An 18,888-nucleotide genomic window follows, 5' to 3' on the forward strand; every position below is an offset into this window, starting at 1 on the left:
GCTTTCCACGGCATCTACACCTCCCGCAGAACAAAAGCGGAAAGTGTAACCCATGTGTCCGGTACGAACTGTCACCTATGTCTCGGGTCGCTCAAAGTACTTATAGTTTCGATGTTTTTCCCGCGCAATGAAATGTGCAATGATTGGAGGCACATCAGCCATGCCCGTCGACCTTGAGGCATAAGCCAAGGACGTAGAGGGCAGGTAATGCAGATAGATCCCCGACGATCTTCAACCGCTCGAAGCGGGAAAAAATGAGACGATCGGGAACCGCGGGAAACATAGGAATGGCCAAGCACCACAAGCTGATTTTGGCTGACATGAAGGCTCGAATAGCTCGCGGCGAAATAGTGCCCAGCTCAGCGCCTTCCCCCAAACGCTTCCGCCGCCTCTTCCTGGAAGTCCGGGTGGTGATGGCCGTAATTGGCCTCCAATTGCTCAACCGTCATTCCGAGCCAGCCGGCGGCTTCCCACATGTCCACGCCTGCCTGCATCAGCCAAGTCGCTGCGGTATGGCGTAGCGAATGCCGGACCACGTCATCGCCCAGCCCTGCATCCTCCAGAATGCCTTCCCAGGCTGACCTTATCTTGCCGGCAAGCGGCTGACCGTCGTGCATGCGGTTCACGACGAACCGGATTTGCTCACCGTCCCTCATGACCCCAGTGGCGCGGAGTTCTGCCGACCGAGCATGGTCGATCCCGCGCCATCGAACTAGGTGGGGGCGCAGACGGCTGGCGATCTTTGCTGGCGGCCGCCGCTTCTTGGTTGACCGCTCCAGCGCCCCCTTGCCCTGGTAGACCATCGCGTCCAGGTTCATCCACGGATGGGTCGTTGTTGGCAGCCACTGGGTGCGCCGGATCGTCTCTTCGCGACGAGCGCTATAGATGCCAACCAGGCAGAAGCGCGCCGCAGGATAGCGACGGCGCACGAGCGCGCCGTCTTCCCTGCGCTTCCACGTCGACTGCTCGGTGTCCCACACGTAGCCGATTGCTGCACCAAGCAGGCGCGCGGCCTCATTGCGCGTCAGCCAGCGGTGTCGCCCCTCCGCCTTGGGAGGAAGAGTGATTTTCGGAACGACGCTGAGCGTGTCCTCGGCGTGGTAGGCGTTCACCGCAGCTCGCAAATCTTCAAGCCGGCGTCGCGCGGTTTGATCAGAGACAGTCCCGTTGCGCGGCTTGATGCCGGCTTTCCTATCATTGTCGTTCGCGGTGCCGGTAGACCAGTCGACAAAGTCGCGGCAGAGCTGGGCTTTGAGCTCGCCGACGGTTCTGTCTCCAAAGAAATTGTTGAGATCGAGCAGGCGAATGAGCAGTAGGTCGTGTTGCGCCCACGCGCGTTCGTCGCTCTTATTCTTGGGCCGCTTTGAAATCTCATAGGCCGTAAGAACGTCGGCTATTGCGAGGACGCTAGGGTCGGTTGCTCCGATCGTGCTGGTATGCCGCTCGCCGATGTAGGCTTCGAGCGCCTTCGCAGCTCCGTCAATGTCGTCGCGGCCGCGGCCTGTGCGGATTTGCCGGCCACGGTCGAGGATGATCCAGGTTTCATCGTCCTCTCTAAACCAGAGGCGTGGCGGCTTGGCTTTGCGGCCCGGCATGACGGCTTCACTAATTTGCGGATTGCGCGAGGTGTCGTCAAATCTTTGCCTGCCACTTTGGCGATTGCAAGAGTCCCTGCGACCGCAGCCCTGCGCAACGAGGATACAGTCAATGGACCGTGCGGAAAAAACACTGTAGCAGCCTCAACAAGGGTCATCACTTCGTCCTCTCCCCATTGGGTCGGATCGGGACGTGCTTTTGCGCGGGCGAGCTTGTCGGTCTTAAGTTTCGGCATGTTTGGACGCCGTACTCATGAGGCCTTTGGCTCGGCCGCTAGGTCCAAGGTGTATGCGAAATCTGCTCCTCGGGAAGGGTTGCCTCTAAGTGGTACGGCAATCGGCGGTTCCGGAGTACAAATCGGACTGTTTCCGGACTCTTAATCAGCGGGTCCCAGGTTCGAGCCCTGGTGCGCCCACCAAATTTCTCTATAAATCAAATACTTGCGTTCCCCTTGAGATCGCATTCGTCTCGTGGGGCGACTTGGGTGACGTAAAACGGCCTTCTTGGCCAGGCTAGGGACTCTCCCAAGGATTAGATATCGTGCGGCGGCGGTGCTTCGCGCCTCCAGGAGCTCCGCGTCGAGCCGCAATCGAGTCCTTGCATACCAACATCCGCGATAGGATTCGGCGCGTCCCATCTAGCCGGCGCAAACGCCTTCATTTATACGGCATGTATATTCACCCGCTGCAAGCTGGGCCCTCGATTTTCCGTGGCGCACCCTCAGATTGCGCGCATCGCGTCGGCGAGCGATGAACGGCATACGTCGTGACGCGATGGCGGACGGTAAGGACAAAGATGGCTGCTCCGAGTGATCCGCCTTTTTCATCCACGGTCTCGTCCGTGATCGACGCTTTCTTGCAAAGGCTCGAGGACCACAAGACCCTTCCGCCAGCATCGCTCTCCGCGCTGCGACAGGCTTTGGCGGATCACAAGCTGGACGCAGAAAGCCTGCGGGAAGCGATCTTCACCCCTGCGGAGCAGACCGATGATCCAGATTGAAGAAATCGAAATTGTCGAGTTCCGTGGCATCCGGCATCTGAAGCGTTCGCTCGGGCGAAGGAGCCTCGGCATCGCGGGCCCGAACGGCACCGGTAAGAGCGGTATCGTGGACGCAATCGAGTTTGCCCTCACCGGAAACGTCACGCGGCTTGGCGGCGCGGGGACGGCTGAGCTGAGTGTCAAGGCGCACGCGCCGCATGTGGACTCGAGCAAGAAGCCCGAGAACGCATTGGTCCGCCTCAAGGTCTATGCGCCTGCACTGAAGAAAAGCTTCACAATCGAACGGAGCGTCAAGAACGCAAGCATCGCGACGTTGAAGCCGAATGACGCCGACACCAAGGCGATCCTCGCCCAGCTCGAAACCCATCCCGAGTTTGCGCTGTCCCGTCGCGAGATCATCAAATACATCCTCGTCCCGGCAGGGAAGCGGTCGCAATACGTCCAGGAACTTCTGCGTCTCGATCAACTCGAAAAGCTGCGGACCTCGTTTCAGCGCGTTGCCAATGAGGCAAAGCGAGATCATACCCGTGCTGAGGCGGAAGATCGGCGGACCAAGTCCGACTTCTATCGGCATCTTGACATTGCGGCTCCGAAGAAAAATGACCTGCTTGCCGCGGTGAATGCCCGGCGGGCCGTTCTGAAGCTCGATCCGATCACGGACCTCGCGCCGGCAAATGCCCTGAAGGCCGGCGTCAATGCAGAGGCCGAAGAGAAGGCGCCGCAGCCCTTTTCCAAGCTTGGTGCCAAGAGCGACCTTGCAGCCTATCAGGACTGTCTGGCTGTCTCGCAGCAGGCGGGAATACTAGGTGAGAAGACTGCGGCTGTTGCCGGGCTTACCAAGCTTACCGATGATCCTGCCTTGCTGAAGGTGGTCAAGCAACGTGCGCTGCTCGAACGGGGGCTCGAACTGATCGAGGAAGATGCTTGTCCGCTCTGCGACAACGTCTGGGAAATGGCCGCGTTGGTCGCCCATCTTCAGGAGAAGATCGCAAAGGCCGACGCCGCCTCCGCGGTTCTGAAGCAGCTTGCATCCGCAATCGCTCCTCTCACGGCGCACCTGCAGGCAGTGGTCCGCGAAGCCGGCAAGGTGGCCCAATGGTGCGAAAAGGCCACCCCTCCGATAGATGCTTCGGCGCTCGGCGCGCATGCCGAGGTGCTCGACGGCGACCGGGTCATCCTCGAGAAGATCGTTCGCGATCCAGCGGTCATTGCTGAGGCCCTGCAAGCGCTCGGCCGATTGGGTACGCCCACCCCCGGCGAGCTGCTCCAAGCCACAGACGGTCTGGCGGCCTACATCGACACGTTGCCAGATCCTTCAAAGGAGGAAGCGGCGAAGGAGTTTCTGATCGTCGCGCAGGAAAAGTACGATCAATGCCGAGTGACGCAGCGCGCGCTGAGTTTGTCGGCGCAGCAGGCCGAGAAGGCTTCGGCCGTGCTGAGCCACTACGGCGCGGTCAGCACCGCAATCCTGGAGGGCATCTACGAAAAGGTGCAGAAGGATTTCACCGAATACTACAGCTTCATCAACCGTGACGATGAGGACAAGTTCGAGGGCAAGCTCTCGCCGTCATTCGGCAAGCTCGCTTTCGATGTCGACTTCTACGGGCGCGGCAAGTTTCCTCCGGGGGCCTATCATAGCGAGGGCCATCAAGACGGCATGGGGCTTTGCCTCTATCTCGCGCTGGTGAAGCATACGCTCGGCGACGGGTTCACACTCGCCGTCTTGGACGATGTTCTGATGTCGGTCGACGCCGGCCACCGGCGTGAGGTCTGTGCACTCCTGAAGCAAAAGTTCCCAAACACCCAGTTTATTCTGACCACCCACGACGGGGTGTGGCTCAAGTTCATGCAGAGCGAAAAGCTAGTTCAGAGCACACTCAGCTTCGGCGGCTGGACGGTTGACGGGGGCCTACAGGTCTGGACCGAAGGCGATGTCTGGACGCAGATCGACGGATGCCTCGCCAAGGGCAATGTGCCGCAGGCGGCGGGAACGTTGCGGCGCTACCTCGAATTCACATCGACGATCTTAGCGGACAACCTGCGTGCTCGCATCGAATACCACGGTAACGGACAATACGATCTCGGCGATCTCTGGCCCAGCGTGCTGGCCGCATGGAAAGCCCGCCTCCAGGAGGCACGCGATTCTGCGGCCTCATGGGGCAAGAATATCCAGGAGGCCGAAACGCTCCAGGTGGAATCCAAGAAACGCGTTGCTGCGACGAAGTCAGAGGAATGGATGATCAACAAGGCCGTCCATTACAACGCCTGGGCGGATCTCCAGCCGAAGGAATTCGTTGCGGTCGCGAGTTCGTTTCAGGAATTGCTTCGGCTGATGCAATGCCCGAACACCGACTGCGGTGAGTTCCTCTGTGTTTCACCTATCAAGGGCGACAAGGAGGTGCTCCGCTGCAGCTGCGGCACGATCAGTCTCAACCTGGTGGCGAAAAAGAAATGACGCGCAGTCGCAGCGCGTTTCAGCCCGGCCACATTGTTTGATCCTGTTGAAGAACCGCTCGACCCAGTTGCAGGTCCGGTAGAGATAAAGGCTGACGCAGATTGGATCGCTGCGATTGCTTTTCGCGGGATGTTGGCCTAGGTGCCCTTTTCAAGGCAAGTTCTCTGATCCAATCGACGTCGTAGCCACAGCTGGCAAGGAGCATTCGACCCGAATTTCAGGACGAGATGGCAATTTTCCGGCAAGTCGGACGTCGTGTGCCTCGCCGGGGCTCAAAGCCAGCAATACCTGCAGACAATTGCTATCGACCACGCGTGATGGCGAGGATCGATATGCGATTATCCTATTTTCCGGTCAGGTTCGCCTACGGCTTCCAGCATTGGGACCTCTAGACTCGGAATCTCCGGCATCGCCTTGCCGGCGATCGCTTGCAGGTCACCCACCATGCCGACGGTCGACTCGATCACAGCCAATATTTGCGTTTCGCGCTTGGCCCACTGCCTCCCCAAGAATTTGCGTTCCTTGTCCAAATCCTCGCGCATATCGTTAAACTTCTCGACCACGGCATCTACCCGCTGGCGGAATTTCGTGCCGGTCAGGTACTGGTAGACCTGCTCCATCTTGGTCTGCTGTCCCTGTTGAACCATGCGCGAACTGTTGACGTCGATCAGTCCCTGGCGGAGAGCCACTGCAACCGGGAGCGCACATCGCGGATGAGCAACCCAGATGCCGTCGATGAGATCGAAATGTTCCACATGCTTCGGCAGGGTCTGTGAGACGATGAGCGCCACATCGGCGCCACAGCGGCGTTGATCATCGCGAAGTTTTGCAAGCCAACCGTCGCTCCAGGCCTTTGTCCGTTTTGACTCCCAGAGGATGATGCCGGCGGGCTGACTGATCGAGCCGTTCACCTGCTGTATCACGTCGGCACCGAGCTCACCCTTGCCGACCGGCTCGATCAGATCGGTCGGAAACCTTCCTCGAAGCAATTCCTCGAGTTCAAGTTCGAGAACCTCACCTTGCGACTGTTGCGAACCTTGCTCTGCCTTGCGCTTCAACTCCTCGATCGTGCGGGCCATAGACTCGATCGTTTGGTCCTTTTCCGCAACGCGCAAGCGCGCAGCTTCGTCGGCATCCTGCTTTGCCTTAGCCTGGATTTCCCCGATGGATGCCTGCACGCGCTTTTCTATGGTTAAGTCGAGCTCGCGCTTTTCGTCCTCGAGCGCTCGTTGCTGTCGCATCATTTCGGCTTGTTGCTTCTGCGCCTCGGCGAGCTTGAGGTTATTGTTGGCCAAGTTGGCCCGCAGCTCTGCAGTCTCCGATTCTTTTGCCTCTAGCTCAGCAGCAGCCGCCTCGCGCGCCTTCTTTCCCTCGCTAGCGGCAAGTTGGGCCCTCTCTGCCGCCAATCGCTGTTTGACCTGGTCTTCGACTTGCTCGCGGTCCTTCGAAAGTTGCTCGCGTTCCAGCCGCAGCACCTCGAGTTTGCGAGCCAACTCGGCGTCCTTGCTCGCCAGCTGTTCCTGAAAGCGTTGACGCGTCTCAGCAAGCAGCGGAGCAGCCAACGATTCCGTCAAACGGATCTCGTGATTGCAATTGGGACATTGCAGGGTCGGTTCAGTTGAAGCTCCGGCTGCCGCTGCTTTAAAGCTCATGAACTTTCCTCATTCGGATCGGTGCGGATTGAACATCATCCAAGCGCGGTTGGGGCGTCTGAGGCGGCGATGTCCACATGCTGTTCGCCGATCGCAGAGCTTTTCCACGCAATCCGCACTTTCGAGTTGGGCAGAAATCGCCGGCGCTTTGGCGGAGACTGGCTTTGCCACATTGAGCGAGGTCGAAAGGGGGCAATGTTAGATGTTCCTGTTATGTACTCACGAGGCGGCCGTCAATTGGTTTCTTAATCTGATGGCTATCGGGGATCGGGCCCCAGATCCGCGAGCCCATGTTGAGGCGCAAGGTTGCACTCGGTTAGCCGTTCGAATTTTTAAACTTTCCGAGAATTCTAGTGGCGTCTTCAGACGCCAATATATCCATTTGCGGTAGCTTAAGGCGCCAAGCCATTGACATCGCAGGGAGGAGTGGCTATATTCTCCAGGAGCCATAAGGCGCCAAAAAGCCTTTTAAGGGAGCCTTAAGACGCCATGCCTCCTCGTAGCCAATTAATCAGCGCGCCACCCTCAGCCGTTCAGGAGGCGATCAAGCGCTTGGGCAACAATCTCCGGACCGCGCGCCTGCGCCGCAACCTGAGCCATGCAGAGCTGGCAGCTAAGCTGGGCGTAGATCGTCACGTCATCGCTGACGCTGAGAACGGGAAATTGAGCACCAGTGCCGGCGTGTATGTCGGCATGCTGTGGGCAATGAATCTGCTCCCGTCGCTTGCCGACGTTGCCAACCCGAAGAATGATGAGGAGGGGCTCGCGCTAAGCGGCCTCGATGAGCGCGAGCGTGCGCGACAGGGGGGAGGACCAAGCAATGCCTTCTGAGGAGTGTTTCGTCTACATCACGCTGCCAGGCCAGACAGAACCGGTTACGGCGGGGCGGTATCAACTCGACACGACACGCCAAGGGGCCGCCGTTGGACAATTCATCTATGGCCGCAGCTACCTCGAGCGAAAGGATCGCGTCGAGTTCGATCCGGTCGAGCTCAAGATTCAAGTCCCTCCGTTCCGGACAACGAAGCTGCGGGGCAATTTTGGCGCGTTGCGGGACAGCTCTCCGGACGCCTGGGGACGCAAGCTGATCGAAACTCGTCTGGGCAATCCGTCGCCGAGCGAAATTCAATATCTGCTCAACTCACCCGACGATCGCGCCGGCGCCTTGGGCTTTGGTCTTAACGTGCAACCGCCGGCACCTGTTCGTACGTTCAACAAGACGCTGGACTTGGCGCGTTTGATCGAAGTGGCCGACCAGATCGTCGCCGCTGAAAAGGATCCAGCAGCACGAGTACCAGGAGGTGCTGACGCTGAACAGGCCGAGGCGTTGATGCGTGCGGGCACTTCGATGGGGGGTGCGCGGCCGAAGGCTACCGTCGAGGACGAGGATGCGCTTTGGCTCGCGAAATTCCCCCATCGCGACGATCGATGGAACAACCCGCGGGTCGAGCACGCCATGCTGACCCTTGCTCGCGAGTGCGGGATCTCGTGCGCGGAGAGCCGGATGACCACGATCGGCGACAAGGATGTCGTCCTGATCAAGCGGTTCGATCGGAATAAGGCCGAGAAGGGTTACCACCGCAGCAGGATGGTGAGCGCCTTGACGCTGCTCGATGCGGATGACACGCCCGACACTGCCGATAAGCGTCAAAAATGGTCATATCTTCTGTTGGCTGACGAAATACGGCGAGCCGCATCCGGAAGTCAGTCGAAGGATCTGCCAGAGCTGTTTCGGCGTGTGTGCTTTAACACCCTCATCTCGAATACCGACGATCATCCACGTAACCATGCCATCTTGGCAAAGGACCAGGCGTGGTCGCTGTCGCCGGCATACGACCTCACACCGAACCCGATGATTGCATTGGAGCGCCGGGACCTGGCGATGGCATTCGGCGACTGGGGACGATACGCGAACCGGGTCAACTTGCTGTCGCAGTGCGAACGTTTTCTCTTGTCCAGAGAAGACGCCACGGCAATCGTTGACGGCATGAGAGCTACCATCGATGAGGCCTGGTATCGAGTCTGCCGGCAAGTTGGCGTCAGCGAGCGGGATTGCGAACTGATCCGCAGCGCGTTCATTTACGAAGGGTTCGTTTACAATTTGGAGGATCCGACGATCGCAACCGACGACGTCGAAGAGCTGCCGACCACCCGTCCACGCTAAGCGAGCGGGAAACGAGCGAAAATCGCAGGTGCATAGCCCGAAGGCGATGCCGAATGTCCTCAGGCAAGCGAGCGCGCCCGCGCAGATCTCGGATACCCGTCGTATCAAACGCGCTCTGGAATTCCTTCGAGATGCCGAAATCGCTCGTCAATGGAGGCGCGATCACGCGCAAGATCCGCAACGTGGGAGGAGTCCAGCGCAACGAATTGTGGTTTCAGCAGCGTGCTCGCCATCTAGCGTCCGGTGGACACGGAAGCACTTCCCTCCCGTGAAGATGAATCCTGATCCCCGGACGAAACCACGTTGACGACTTCGAATTCGTGTCTGCGGTAGGAAATTCTCACCTCTTGCGTCGGTGTGCGGTCGATCGCCCGGATCCGGAGGCGCTTTGCGAATTCCCGTCGTCTCAGAGGCTCGCTCAGATACGTTTCGAGGTCCGAGGCCGCGGACTGGGGACTCTCGAAGGTCTTCTGAAAGGAGCCGCCGGAAATAATCCCGCCTTTGCCGAGGCTCAAGTTGAATAAGATCTCTCCACTGAAAAAGTCCTCGAAATCCCTCAGGGCAACGATCGGCACTCCGCGGAACGAAAAGCCATTCAGGAAAGTCTTTTCTGTCAAGGCGAATGGAACAACTCCCTCGATGTCAGCCGGCCAGTTCAGGCTCGAAGACAGGGCCGACCAATTCGCGATAAGGAAGTCCGCCTTTCTGGCAGCCTGTTTGCAAGCTCCGGCCATCTTTTCCACGTGCTGCAGAATTGCAAGTGGCTCGGCTGAGAACGCATCGTACTTCACTTCGGCGAGGTAGATTGTCTTATCGGCTAGGATCAGTAGATCAATCTCCTCAAAAGTCGAGGCGTTCGGCTTTAGCTTCATGGGCCCACGGACCGCGAAGGGCAGCAACGCCTTCTTGATCGCGCGCGACGTCAGGTCAGCGATGTAGGTCTCGAAATCGCGGCCGATGTCTATGTCATCGTTACCCGATACTAGTTCCTCGACGTAACGCTCGAAGTTCGCATGAGCGCACATCGGAGAGAGCAGCGCGTAGCTCGTCTCAAAACGTACGAGTGGGGTGAACCATATGTCGTGCTTCTGGCCCGGTACGAACACGAACCGGTCCAACAGCTCGCTAGCCACTTTCTCGTCCATGTCGAGGAAGGCCGCAACAAATGCGCCGAATGACGTCGCGTCGAACAAATATGAGTTGCTCTCGTTCTTGAGGCCGAAGCGGGAGAGGTTTCCGAGTGATATGAAGGTGAGGAGAAGATAAATATCGAGCGCGCGCGAAGCGGGATGATCCGCCTTGAGATGCCGAATAATGTTTCTTAGGAACGGATAGGCAATATGATCGTGCATGCTCGCGCGAAATTTGGCAAAGTCCCGTCGATTTTTTCGTCCCACGCGCAATTGGCCGTCGACGAAACGATGCTGTGCCACGGCGAAGCCTTTGGCGCCGCCGAACGAGATGTGCTGCATTCTCAGCGACCCCTCGCGCGCCAAACTGATTCGCTGTGCAATCTCAATAGCATTGTCTGCGAGCGCTTCCGGCTTGGTATCCACCTCGTTGCCAAGGCAGAGGCATTCTAGCCAGTCGTTCTTGTAAATCCTGAACTGATTGAAGACTCTGAAGAGCAAGCGAAGGTCCGGGGCCGCGCCATCGCCATGATCAGTTTGCGACTTGAGGAAGGCGCAGTAATCCAGTGCAACTTTGAGCGTGTCAAAAATGCCTTCCAGGAGATCGTCGCCGGAATAGTCGTTGCCATCGGCCGTCCGGAAAGCGCGAAGGTTCATCAGGTCGGATTCGGAAATAGTATCGGAATCGGTTGCCGGAATGAATGGTTGATCGAATATGTGGAAGCCGTCAAATAGCGACAAAAGGACCGCAGAACGGCGTACTGGTTCGGAGTGCTTAGCGGATAGGCGGTAGGATGCCAGCGCATTTCGCAAATCATCGAAGATTGCGATGAATGTGTCGTATGTCCGGCAGAATTCGGGGGCGCTGACGCGAAATCGCTCAATGAGCGCGTTCGCCTGCTCCTTCTCAAACTTGAAATGATCTGGTTGAAGCCGCGTATCGTTGATGATCAGCGATCGCATCTCGCGGCGGTCAAGGAACGTATCAAGCGTGAAATTAAAATCAGTCATCGACGTTCTTTCAGTGGCGAAGGCGAGGTGGTCTCATACTTCCGGAGAGTTCTGGATCGCAAGCGTCGAAATGCTTCGGTGAAGCCTGCCTTCGAGATCCATGCCCATTTGCCCCTCGGCAGACGTGCGCTGCCAGACGGATAAGGCCGTTGGCAGCGCCGGTCGACCTTTCGTCGCATTCCTACAGCCAATCCACGATGACCGGCGGTTGGTTTGGCGTCATGGACCTCGTCAGGATTGAAGATCGTCTCATTGCGTGTCGACTAGACCCGGAGCTCATCTTGACAAACGGCGTACAGCCCTAGATTGTAGAGTGAAAAGTTATTTGGGTCGAGCAATTTCAAGCTGTTGCGCGGTAAGCAAGGTAGCCGCTTGCGACCGTGCTCTAAAGGGCGCGTGTCTTCCACGTGTGGCGAAAGGCGAGCGGTAAGGTCTTCGCCAAGAATCATTCACTGTAGCTTTTTGACTGAGGAGTTTTCATGGTTTCGCCTCTTGAGCTCCTGCGGGAGGCAAATCGAGAGTACCCGGCCACCCGTATCGTGTGGCCGGCGATCGCCATTGTTGCGGTGCTGGCCATCATCGAGTCCTTCCGCATCAGTTGGAGCGTCGCTGCGCTTGGAGCAATCGTCATATTGATATTGCTCATCCTGTTCCTGATCGTATCTGCAATCGCGGGAATATTGGGGCGTGATCGCCAAGGGTTTGCCATCCTCCGTTTACCGGTTTTCGTGATTGTTTGGGCTTATACGCTGAGCATCTGCGTGGTCTTGGGCTTGTGCATCAGCTGCTTCTTCTTCCGCTGGCCAGGTTCGTTCGCAGAGCTAGTCACGTTCGGTCAATCGGTGGCCGTCGCCAAATCGGAGAAACCGACTCAAACACCCCCGGTGGTCCAGCCGGTACCACGATCGGACACGCCTTCCGCCTCTCCCGTCGGACAAGGACCTCAGGTTGACGTGGCACGCGTCAACGCCTGTCTGAACGCGATCGACAAGGAAAAGTTGTCGGTCGCTGAAGTGACCGTTCAATCACGCCAGTGCCTGCAGGCAGGCAAGTGAAGAGGGTAACCAAGATGCCGACATCATTGGCGCGCCAGGCTAGAACGATTGGTGCATTGTTGCTTACCGTGGCCTATTCGACCGATGTTGTCTGGGCCGACGAGATCGACCAATGCATGGCAAACCTACAAGCCGCGTATGAAAGCCCGCAACAGTTCACGCAAGAGGGAGAGATAACCTGCCCGGCGGGGGATGTCGTTGGCTTCCCGCCGCGTATTCGTCGCAACGACAGGAGCGGCGCGGTGACTTACACGGCCCCTCCCGGGACGATCATTCAAAATCGTTCGATCGATGCGATCAGCGTAGATAATATCAGCCAGAATAACGGCAGGTATGGTCAGCCGTCGATCTCCGCGGACAATCGAACCGTAACTGTGCCGATCAGCTGCGATGGCAGGGGACCAGGTGAAGGACGTGCGTGGCAGAACATTCGAATTCGCGGAGTGATCATCCGGCAGCCTGCGGCCGATAACATCAAGGCTTGGGCGATCCAGTGCGTTAGATGCGTGGCTGAGAAGAACTGTCCCGCGCCTTGAGACGTCAACGCCAGAGCGTGGCGTTGATGTCACGCTTTCTTCAAAGAGCGCCGTCGACGACCTCCTCTATGAACTCCGAACCTCGGCGTTCGATCGCGGCCGACAAGACCTCGTGAAGTCAAGCGCCTTCGGTATCGCGGGTGGCCCTAGGCCAAGCGCGCGCCATTGCGGTAAATCGTTTGATTGCTCATGGAAATCCATAGAATGCCTGGTGGCGTTGCATGATGATGCGATAGCATCCGTTGTTCAATAGCACGACAGTCAAGGGCAGATAGCGACTGCTATGCGGCTGGATCTAGCGCAGATTTGTTGCGATCGAGATCGGTGCTCTCGGAGTTCAGCGAATGGCAGGGAACAAACTCCTTCGCCTGCTGAGCGAAGAAGTGGCGCCGCAGAATCGGCAACTGCTCGCGAGCCTCGGTGAAGCCACGGTTTTTCATCTCGGTAATGCGCCCGGCGTTATCCAGGGTGTACCGCCCCAACGGAGCGGTTTGATCGATCCGCCAGATTGCCTGCCGATGATGGACGTCGCCCGTGACGATCTTTGCCGTACCCATTGCGCTGTGCGACTGTCCGGCCATAAACAGGCGTACCATCGATGTCGCCATGGGCAGCTTGCCTTTCCACCGCGGCGGCGCCTTTACGTCGTTGATCGTGCCTATGCTTAGGATCTTCAGCCGATCGGCCGGCCAGCCGAGCATTCCGATGGCTTCGATCGAGGCGACGCCGATCGGGTTGTTCGCCCAAACGCCGCCGTCGACAAGCTCGATGGCATCCTCGGTGGTGTGTGGGTTCAGGAACGTTGGAGCTGCCGCCGTTGCCATCGCCGCATCGACCGCAGAAACTCTGTAGTCGGTCTCGAGGCGCGGATGATGGGCGGTCTTGTATATGTAGACGCGTTCGAGCATGGGGTGCCATGCTGGCACGACCAGGCGGGTATGGCTCTCGCCGAGCCGCCGATCGCCAAGCGCCCCCGCGAGCGCGTCGTGCAGCGGCTTAGAGGAATATTTCGAGGCGATGAGTTGACGCGCGCCCCTCCAGCGCTGAAACACGAAGTTCGCGATGGCCCTGCCGGCCAGCAGTTGGTGCGTGCTTGCGTGAAAATCAGCTGGTGTCCCCCAGCCACACAGACACGACATGCAATGGCGCGATCGCGCTTGATTTCGGCGTTCGGAGGATGTTTTTCGATGAATTCCGCCGCATTGACGTGCAAAGTTTAGATGCTGTAGACCAGCAGAGGTGCGCCGCTTCAGAAAGACGCTCGCCCGGCGCCCGATCCGAGAACCGGTCTTCCCGCAGCTGTGGCCCGAGCGTAACTGATGTAGTGTCACGCCGGTGTGCGACACGACGATCGAGGTCTTTTTTGAACGGACATGTTGGCCAGTCATTGGTGAGAGCCGTATGTTGGCAGAGGCGCCGACATGTAGGGCGGGGGGCTCGCTCGCGGGCACCTACTTCGGACCACGTCTTTCGGAAGGAAGCGCGTGAGGCCTGAACAGGAACGGCCAGGCATTGTCCCTTTCTCCAGCCTTGTCAGCGCGAACGAGCTTTGAGTATGGTCATAACATTCGGCGGTACCGCATTTGGCTAAGCAAGCGATTCAAGCCGGGAATGGCTCTGCTGAGAGTCAGGAATTGGTGCGACGATTAACGCTGGAGATCAGAACCCTCAACGTCTGTCTGGAGGATTTTCTTCACGTCCGAGCCGAGGCACTTGGCATTACTGGAACACAATTGGCGATATTGATGGCGGTGACAGACTTAGGCAAGAATGGGGGGGCGCCGGCCGGCATCGTTGCAAAACTGATGAAAGTCGATCCATCCTTCATCACCCTACATTCCAAGGCGCTGGAGAAACTCGGATTTATACGGCGTAAGCCCGGTATCAGGGATGCTCGGGTGGTCCAGCTGTCTCTAACGGACAAAGCTCGTAAGCGTCTCGCGAACATCGCTGCGCAACAGCAGGAAGTGGATCAGTTCGTTTTCGGTGAGCTTGGCAACGAGGAATTGACGAGGCTGTCGAGCCGCCTTGCAGCGCTGAGGAAGCGGCTGGAGAGCGCACGCCTGAAAGCCGAACTGGAAAGCGGCGCGGTATCTGCCCGAGGGTGGGGCCGACGCTAAAATGGAGGCGCTTTGGATGATTAACCGTTGCATGAATGCGGGGCGCTGCACGCCCTCATGTCATGCATAGCCAGGCTTGCGGAAGGCGTCCACGCGGCTGAGGCCAGGAACTCGCGAGCGCAATGTTAGGACCCTGGATCACGCCCCTGCAACGGGAGCTACCATACGCGGTTGAATATATCTGCGCCCTTCAACTTGCTGGGTTTGCCGTTCGTATCAACGTAGAACAGCGTCCATGACGCAGCCATTTGAGAGCCGTTGAGTTTTGCGACCCAGCGAGTAAAGGAATTACATTGGGCGAACGTAACCACAAAATACAAGCCGGTTGGACCAACAGCTCCCGATGCAGGATATGGAATGCCCTGGCAGGCAAATCCCTGAGCATGATTTGTGAACGTTCCTTGTAATGCCCCGCTGCTGGCTGACCAAATAAACAGTTCCGAACCCCGTTCGTTTTTCCAGTATGAAGGAGCAGGAAGCCCTTGCGCTAAGACCTCCCCGGAAAGGAAGAAAAATTGAGCGATAAGCAGGAAACCCAGAAATCTCTTCATATTGCATTCCCAACGAGGTCGCTTGAACGTTGCAAGACGGTTCATGTGCTTAGCTGATACGGCGGCGTTTTTCCATTTACAAGATTCTTGGACTGAACCCTACAAAGCGTGTTCCCAGTAATTCCATGTCAATTGCAGCAGACCTTTAGTCGAGGTCGAGGCGAGTCTCTTTGTTCTGACCTTTACGTTTATTCTTACCTTACGTTCGGCGCCGAGATGCGGCCTATATGCGCCAAATCGCGCCGGATGCCGGCGAAGTCGGATGTTCGAGGGCCCGCCGGGCCTGTGATGCCGTCAGATGCCCGTCTATTTCCAACCGAGGCTCGCTGCTCTCGTCCACGTCGTCTGCGGGTGCGGAGACCAGGGGCGGTTGCCCAGACCTGGATGGAGTTGAGCAACCCATTCTGAAGGATCCGATTCCACTCATCGCGATTGGCCGCACAGCGAGGCGCGTCCGCTGTATGAAACATGGGTAACGGACACCGACTCAAATCTGTCCGTGGGAATCACGTTGTGCCTGCACCGGCAATTGTAGGCATCGCCGCGACAGATACTCGATCGTCGCCGACCTGAATGGGACCGAGCTGCGTTAAGCTTCCTAATCTGTAGAACTAGAAAAGCACGCGTTTTGAGTCTATATCTCGCCACCGGGGCTGGACTGCATATATTTACGATAGCATTTTGAACCCGGAAGGCCGCCGGCGAGATTGTCGGCGGCGCTTTTTCAGCGATAAGCGGATAAGGATGGGCCGGCCTAGATGCGATCGGCCTAGCTTTCATAGTCGCAGCTTGGTTATGACGGATTGGCCCGCCAGTGTGGCGGTGCCACACGGGGGCGTTAATGCATGATTGGAAGAGCGAACTCGACGCCCTGCTCGCTGAAACGGTGGCGTTTACCAGATCTCTGAAGATCGAGCGGTCGGGGTCTGAGCTGAAAAAAGTGGTTGAGCCGCATGAGCTCAGCTTTCCGGACTATGGCGGCAGCGAGCGCGATGAGATCAGGAAGCGGGTCGAGAGCTTCAAAGCACATCAAGCGCGCTTCATGCGCGAGCGCGAGGAACATGCCGAGGCGCTGCTGCGTCGGATCAGGCCGATCACAAAACCCTAGGAGAGCTCAAAGTCGCTGAATCTCCTAGGCCGCGCCAGATCCACTCGAGTCGCTCATCTCAAGTGATGCATGCTCTAACGGCCGGGATATTTCCGCGTTCGAAATAACCGCGCCCTAGAGCTGGAGCACCCCGAACCGATAATTTGCAAGCTCGGATCGACTATTTCAGTACGGTTTTTTGCTAGCCTGACGCGTGAATACTGCAATGTTTTTGAAGAAGCCGCAGGAATCCTGCTCTAACCGCGGAGCCTCTGACGATCGGAGTTCTTTCGAACGCCATCGGACAAGAGGTCCACCAAGAGCTTGTGGCATTGACCAAATCTAAAAACATCACATTTAGCGTCTCATCGAAGACCTGACGGAGGCTAGAGTCAGATGCGCAACCTTCTCTCTCTTGGTGTGCTTGCACTTCCGATCCTCGCCGGCTTTGGATCACCTTCGCTGGCCGCTTCGCGGGGGCATTCGTACATTCCACCGGCTCGGCAGGACGTTTATTGCTTGCAGGGACGTACCTGGGGATATCCGGGCAATTGCGAGTTCTCGACCTATGACCAGTGCATGGCCACTGCCTCCGGTACCTTGGCCTATTGCGGGGTGAATCCAACCTATGCATTCCAGCGACAAGGACGGCCATCGCGCTGATGCGTGATCCGCAAGCGTTATCGAGATATCACCATCATAGAAGTGGATCCGCCGGCTCGGCAGCTTAAGGCTTGAGCTTCTGCCCGATTGACATCCCGCTTGAATACGGTCGCGCTCTCGGTTGCACCGGGACGCAAGCCAGCAATGATGGCGCTATGGCTTATCGGCCTCACATAACATCTGTTGCTGGCCGGAGTGAGCAGGTTCTTTCAGCCAGGCCTTGCCGCGACAGGCGCATGGAAGGATTCCTAGAGGCCTCAGTTCGGTTCGCGTGAAGCGTCCGCCATCTGCTCGAGGAGCGCCAAAGTTTGTCCGCCGCGGTCACGGTGGGACTGGCATTTGCGGTGATCCAGACTAAAAACCTGCTGTTGCCTTGTTTTGTTATTCATTCGCTTGGAGGCGGGAATGAGCAGCCCGCTGACCGCGATCGTGCTCTATGCCATGCTGTGGAAGCCCCTCACGGGCTGCGGCGAGCTGACATTTTTTACCCCATTGGATTCTGCCCTGACCGGTCGTGTCCAGTCACTCAGGACCTGCTGACAGGAGGACTCGGTGCGCTAATCTTCCTGCTTCCGGCGCTTTTTGAAACGCCGCGGAGGCGGGGCTTTATGCGATGACCTGAGTCACGGTCCTCGTCACTATCGCGCTTGCCGGTCTATGGACCCAGGGCCGAGCATATGGGGCCGCTGAAGAGCTGAAATTTCAAAGGAAAATTTTTCAACCCGGCTCTGCCGAACTGCTTGCGGCGGCCGGAAAGAGGCAAGACATGCTTTTCGCGTCCAAGTTCATGAGACGAGGATCTCATGAAATCCTTAACGTGCAATGGCTGGTCCTGCGCCGCTCAGGCAGATGGCTCTAGCGTGGTTCGGGCGACTCACGGTATCCATCATTCCCGATGACTTACCGCACAATGGGAATGAAATGGTTGCAGCCACCCGTGAATTGCCGGCCTCCGGTTACGCCCTTGAAGTGGACGGTCGATTCAAGGCCGAGTTTGCGACCAGAGATGGCGCCAAGGCGGGCGGAGAAGAACTGAAGAAGCGTTTTCCTGTGCTTCAGATCAGGATCTATGACGTGCAGACCAATGCGCGCGAGGAAATCTAGATCTTGCGACTAGCGGTCTCTTCCGCGTGCGCGCGTGCGGCTTTCGCCGCATCGGGCTCTCGTGAACCGAGCCGCTTTGCGTCTCGGCCATCCGGCTTCGATCCCTCGCGCAAGAACTTAAGGAGCTCCTCGCCGGGGGCACTCGGAAAAGGGGCTCGCCTTGCGGCGATCGCTATCACTGCCCCGTTCCCGGGTGCCGCTATTGAACCGGTCTCGTCGCTGCACTCGGACCCGCGTGCCCCTTCGGGTCGCTATGCTCACGCTCTCCGGGTGCCATTTTCCCTTGAGGCGATGCGCTATTGGCGCACGCCTGGTGGGGCCTGCGGCCTTAGGTAACTGAACGCATTACCATGAACACCAGATGGAAGGCTGGCTGCCTCGCAGATTTCGCGTTCTCTCAGGTAGGGCGAGAGTCAGAGTGTCGCGCGGTTTTGCCGTGACGGGTTACAGGCTGCGAGAGAGGCTCGCGGCGCCCGTCGCGGAGATCCGCGATGTCCAGACATTATCCTCAGGCGCGCACCGGTGAGGACCGGGCAAGCCTTTATGACGACATCACCAACAAGATCATCACTGAACTGGAGGCTGGCCGGGTGCCGTGGGTGCAGCCTTGGGGCAGCGCGGCGGCGAAGGCGCCTTTGGCCTTGCCGAAGAGCGCGGCGTCCGGCCGCCTATACAGCGGCATAAACATTCTAGTTCTATGGGGTGCCGCGACCGAACACGGATTTACAGGCCAGAGCTGGCTTACCTTCCGCCAGGCGCTGTCGC

At 58.1% G+C, this 18,888-nt stretch carries 17 protein-coding genes and 1 pseudogene; 12 read left to right on the forward strand and 6 right to left on the reverse strand.

What is annotated here, in order from left to right; translation table 11 throughout:
- Positions 1–359: 359 nt before the first annotated feature.
- Complete coding sequence (locus tag ABIB90_RS40785) at positions 360–1,595, reverse strand: site-specific integrase (protein WP_354202894.1); 1,236 nt, start codon at positions 1,593–1,595, stop codon at positions 360–362.
- Positions 1,596–2,391: 796 nt separating this feature from the next.
- On the opposite strand from ABIB90_RS40785, the gene ABIB90_RS40790 reads away from it, so the two are divergent.
- Complete coding sequence (locus ABIB90_RS40790) at positions 2,392–2,595, forward strand: hypothetical protein (RefSeq protein ID WP_354202895.1); 204 nt, start codon at positions 2,392–2,394, stop codon at positions 2,593–2,595.
- Positions 2,582–5,050 carry an AAA family ATPase gene (locus ABIB90_RS40795; RefSeq protein WP_354202896.1) on the forward strand — a complete coding sequence of 823 codons (2,469 nt, stop codon included), beginning with the start codon at positions 2,582–2,584 and terminating at the stop codon, positions 5,048–5,050. The genes ABIB90_RS40790 and ABIB90_RS40795 overlap by 14 nt, the downstream gene beginning before the upstream one ends.
- 6 nt (positions 5,051–5,056) lie before the next feature.
- Here the strand turns inward: ABIB90_RS40795 and ABIB90_RS40800 are convergent.
- Positions 5,057–5,362: pseudogene (locus tag ABIB90_RS40800) on the reverse strand (transposase family protein); the annotation flags it as partial.
- A 26-nt stretch (positions 5,363–5,388) separates the two neighbouring features.
- Complete coding sequence (locus ABIB90_RS40805; protein ID WP_354101574.1) at positions 5,389–6,702, reverse strand: DUF2130 domain-containing protein; 1,314 nt, start codon at positions 6,700–6,702, stop codon at positions 5,389–5,391.
- Between the two features lie 552 nt (positions 6,703–7,254).
- Between ABIB90_RS40805 and ABIB90_RS40810 the strand changes: the two genes are divergently transcribed.
- Positions 7,255–7,533, forward strand: coding sequence for a helix-turn-helix transcriptional regulator (locus ABIB90_RS40810; RefSeq protein ID WP_240543913.1), 279 nt, complete (start codon positions 7,255–7,257; stop codon positions 7,531–7,533).
- Positions 7,523–8,866 carry a type II toxin-antitoxin system HipA family toxin gene (locus ABIB90_RS40815; RefSeq protein ID WP_354101575.1) on the forward strand — a complete coding sequence of 448 codons (1,344 nt, stop codon included), beginning with the start codon at positions 7,523–7,525 and terminating at the stop codon, positions 8,864–8,866. The genes ABIB90_RS40810 and ABIB90_RS40815 overlap by 11 nt, the downstream gene beginning before the upstream one ends.
- Before the next feature lie 233 nt (positions 8,867–9,099).
- Here the strand turns inward: ABIB90_RS40815 and ABIB90_RS40820 are convergent, their stop codons facing one another.
- Complete coding sequence (locus ABIB90_RS40820; RefSeq protein WP_354101576.1) at positions 9,100–11,007, reverse strand: hypothetical protein; 1,908 nt, start codon at positions 11,005–11,007, stop codon at positions 9,100–9,102.
- A gap of 479 nt (positions 11,008–11,486) precedes the next feature.
- On the opposite strand from ABIB90_RS40820, the gene ABIB90_RS40825 reads away from it, so the two are divergent.
- Positions 11,487–12,062, forward strand: coding sequence for a hypothetical protein (locus ABIB90_RS40825; protein WP_354202897.1), 576 nt, complete (start codon positions 11,487–11,489; stop codon positions 12,060–12,062).
- Between the two features lie 14 nt (positions 12,063–12,076).
- A complete protein-coding gene (locus ABIB90_RS40830) occupies positions 12,077–12,598 on the forward strand; it encodes a hypothetical protein (protein WP_354202898.1) in 522 nt (173 codons plus the stop codon).
- A 281-nt stretch (positions 12,599–12,879) separates the two neighbouring features.
- Here ABIB90_RS40830 and ABIB90_RS40835 read toward each other — a convergent pair whose 3' ends face one another.
- Entirely contained in the window at positions 12,880–13,986 is a 1,107-nt protein-coding gene (locus tag ABIB90_RS40835; RefSeq protein WP_354202899.1) for a patatin-like phospholipase family protein, read from the reverse strand.
- A 195-nt stretch (positions 13,987–14,181) separates the two neighbouring features.
- On the opposite strand from ABIB90_RS40835, the gene ABIB90_RS40840 reads away from it, so the two are divergent.
- Complete coding sequence (locus ABIB90_RS40840; RefSeq protein WP_354101602.1) at positions 14,182–14,718, forward strand: MarR family winged helix-turn-helix transcriptional regulator; 537 nt, start codon at positions 14,182–14,184, stop codon at positions 14,716–14,718.
- A gap of 158 nt (positions 14,719–14,876) precedes the next feature.
- On the opposite strand, the gene ABIB90_RS40845 is transcribed toward ABIB90_RS40840, so the two are convergent.
- Positions 14,877–15,269 (reverse strand): avidin/streptavidin family protein, encoded by a 393-nt coding sequence (locus ABIB90_RS40845; RefSeq protein WP_354101603.1) that lies wholly within the window; start codon positions 15,267–15,269, stop codon positions 14,877–14,879.
- An 841-nt stretch (positions 15,270–16,110) separates the two neighbouring features.
- Here ABIB90_RS40845 and ABIB90_RS40850 point away from each other — a divergent pair.
- The 5 genes from ABIB90_RS40850 to ABIB90_RS40870 all read left to right on the forward strand — a co-directional run.
- The gene (locus ABIB90_RS40850) at positions 16,111–16,377 is read left to right on the forward strand and encodes a hypothetical protein (protein WP_354202900.1); all 267 of its coding nucleotides are present in this window, start codon (positions 16,111–16,113) and stop codon (positions 16,375–16,377) included.
- A 375-nt stretch (positions 16,378–16,752) separates the two neighbouring features.
- A complete protein-coding gene (locus ABIB90_RS40855; RefSeq protein ID WP_084462165.1) occupies positions 16,753–17,019 on the forward strand; it encodes a DUF3551 domain-containing protein in 267 nt (88 codons plus the stop codon).
- Positions 17,020–17,424: 405 nt separating this feature from the next.
- Positions 17,425–17,559 (forward strand): hypothetical protein, encoded by a 135-nt coding sequence (locus ABIB90_RS40860; protein WP_354101605.1) that lies wholly within the window; start codon positions 17,425–17,427, stop codon positions 17,557–17,559.
- Positions 17,560–17,940: 381 nt separating this feature from the next.
- Entirely contained in the window at positions 17,941–18,123 is a 183-nt protein-coding gene (locus tag ABIB90_RS40865) for a hypothetical protein (protein WP_354101606.1), read from the forward strand.
- Between the two features lie 491 nt (positions 18,124–18,614).
- Positions 18,615–18,888, forward strand: a 274-nt coding sequence (locus tag ABIB90_RS40870) for an ArdC-like ssDNA-binding domain-containing protein (RefSeq protein ID WP_354202901.1), incomplete at its 3' end; no start/stop codon positions are given.

The sequence above is a fragment of the Bradyrhizobium sp. JR4.1 genome (genome assembly GCF_040548605.1).
Lineage (GTDB): Bacteria > Pseudomonadota > Alphaproteobacteria > Rhizobiales > Xanthobacteraceae > Bradyrhizobium > Bradyrhizobium canariense.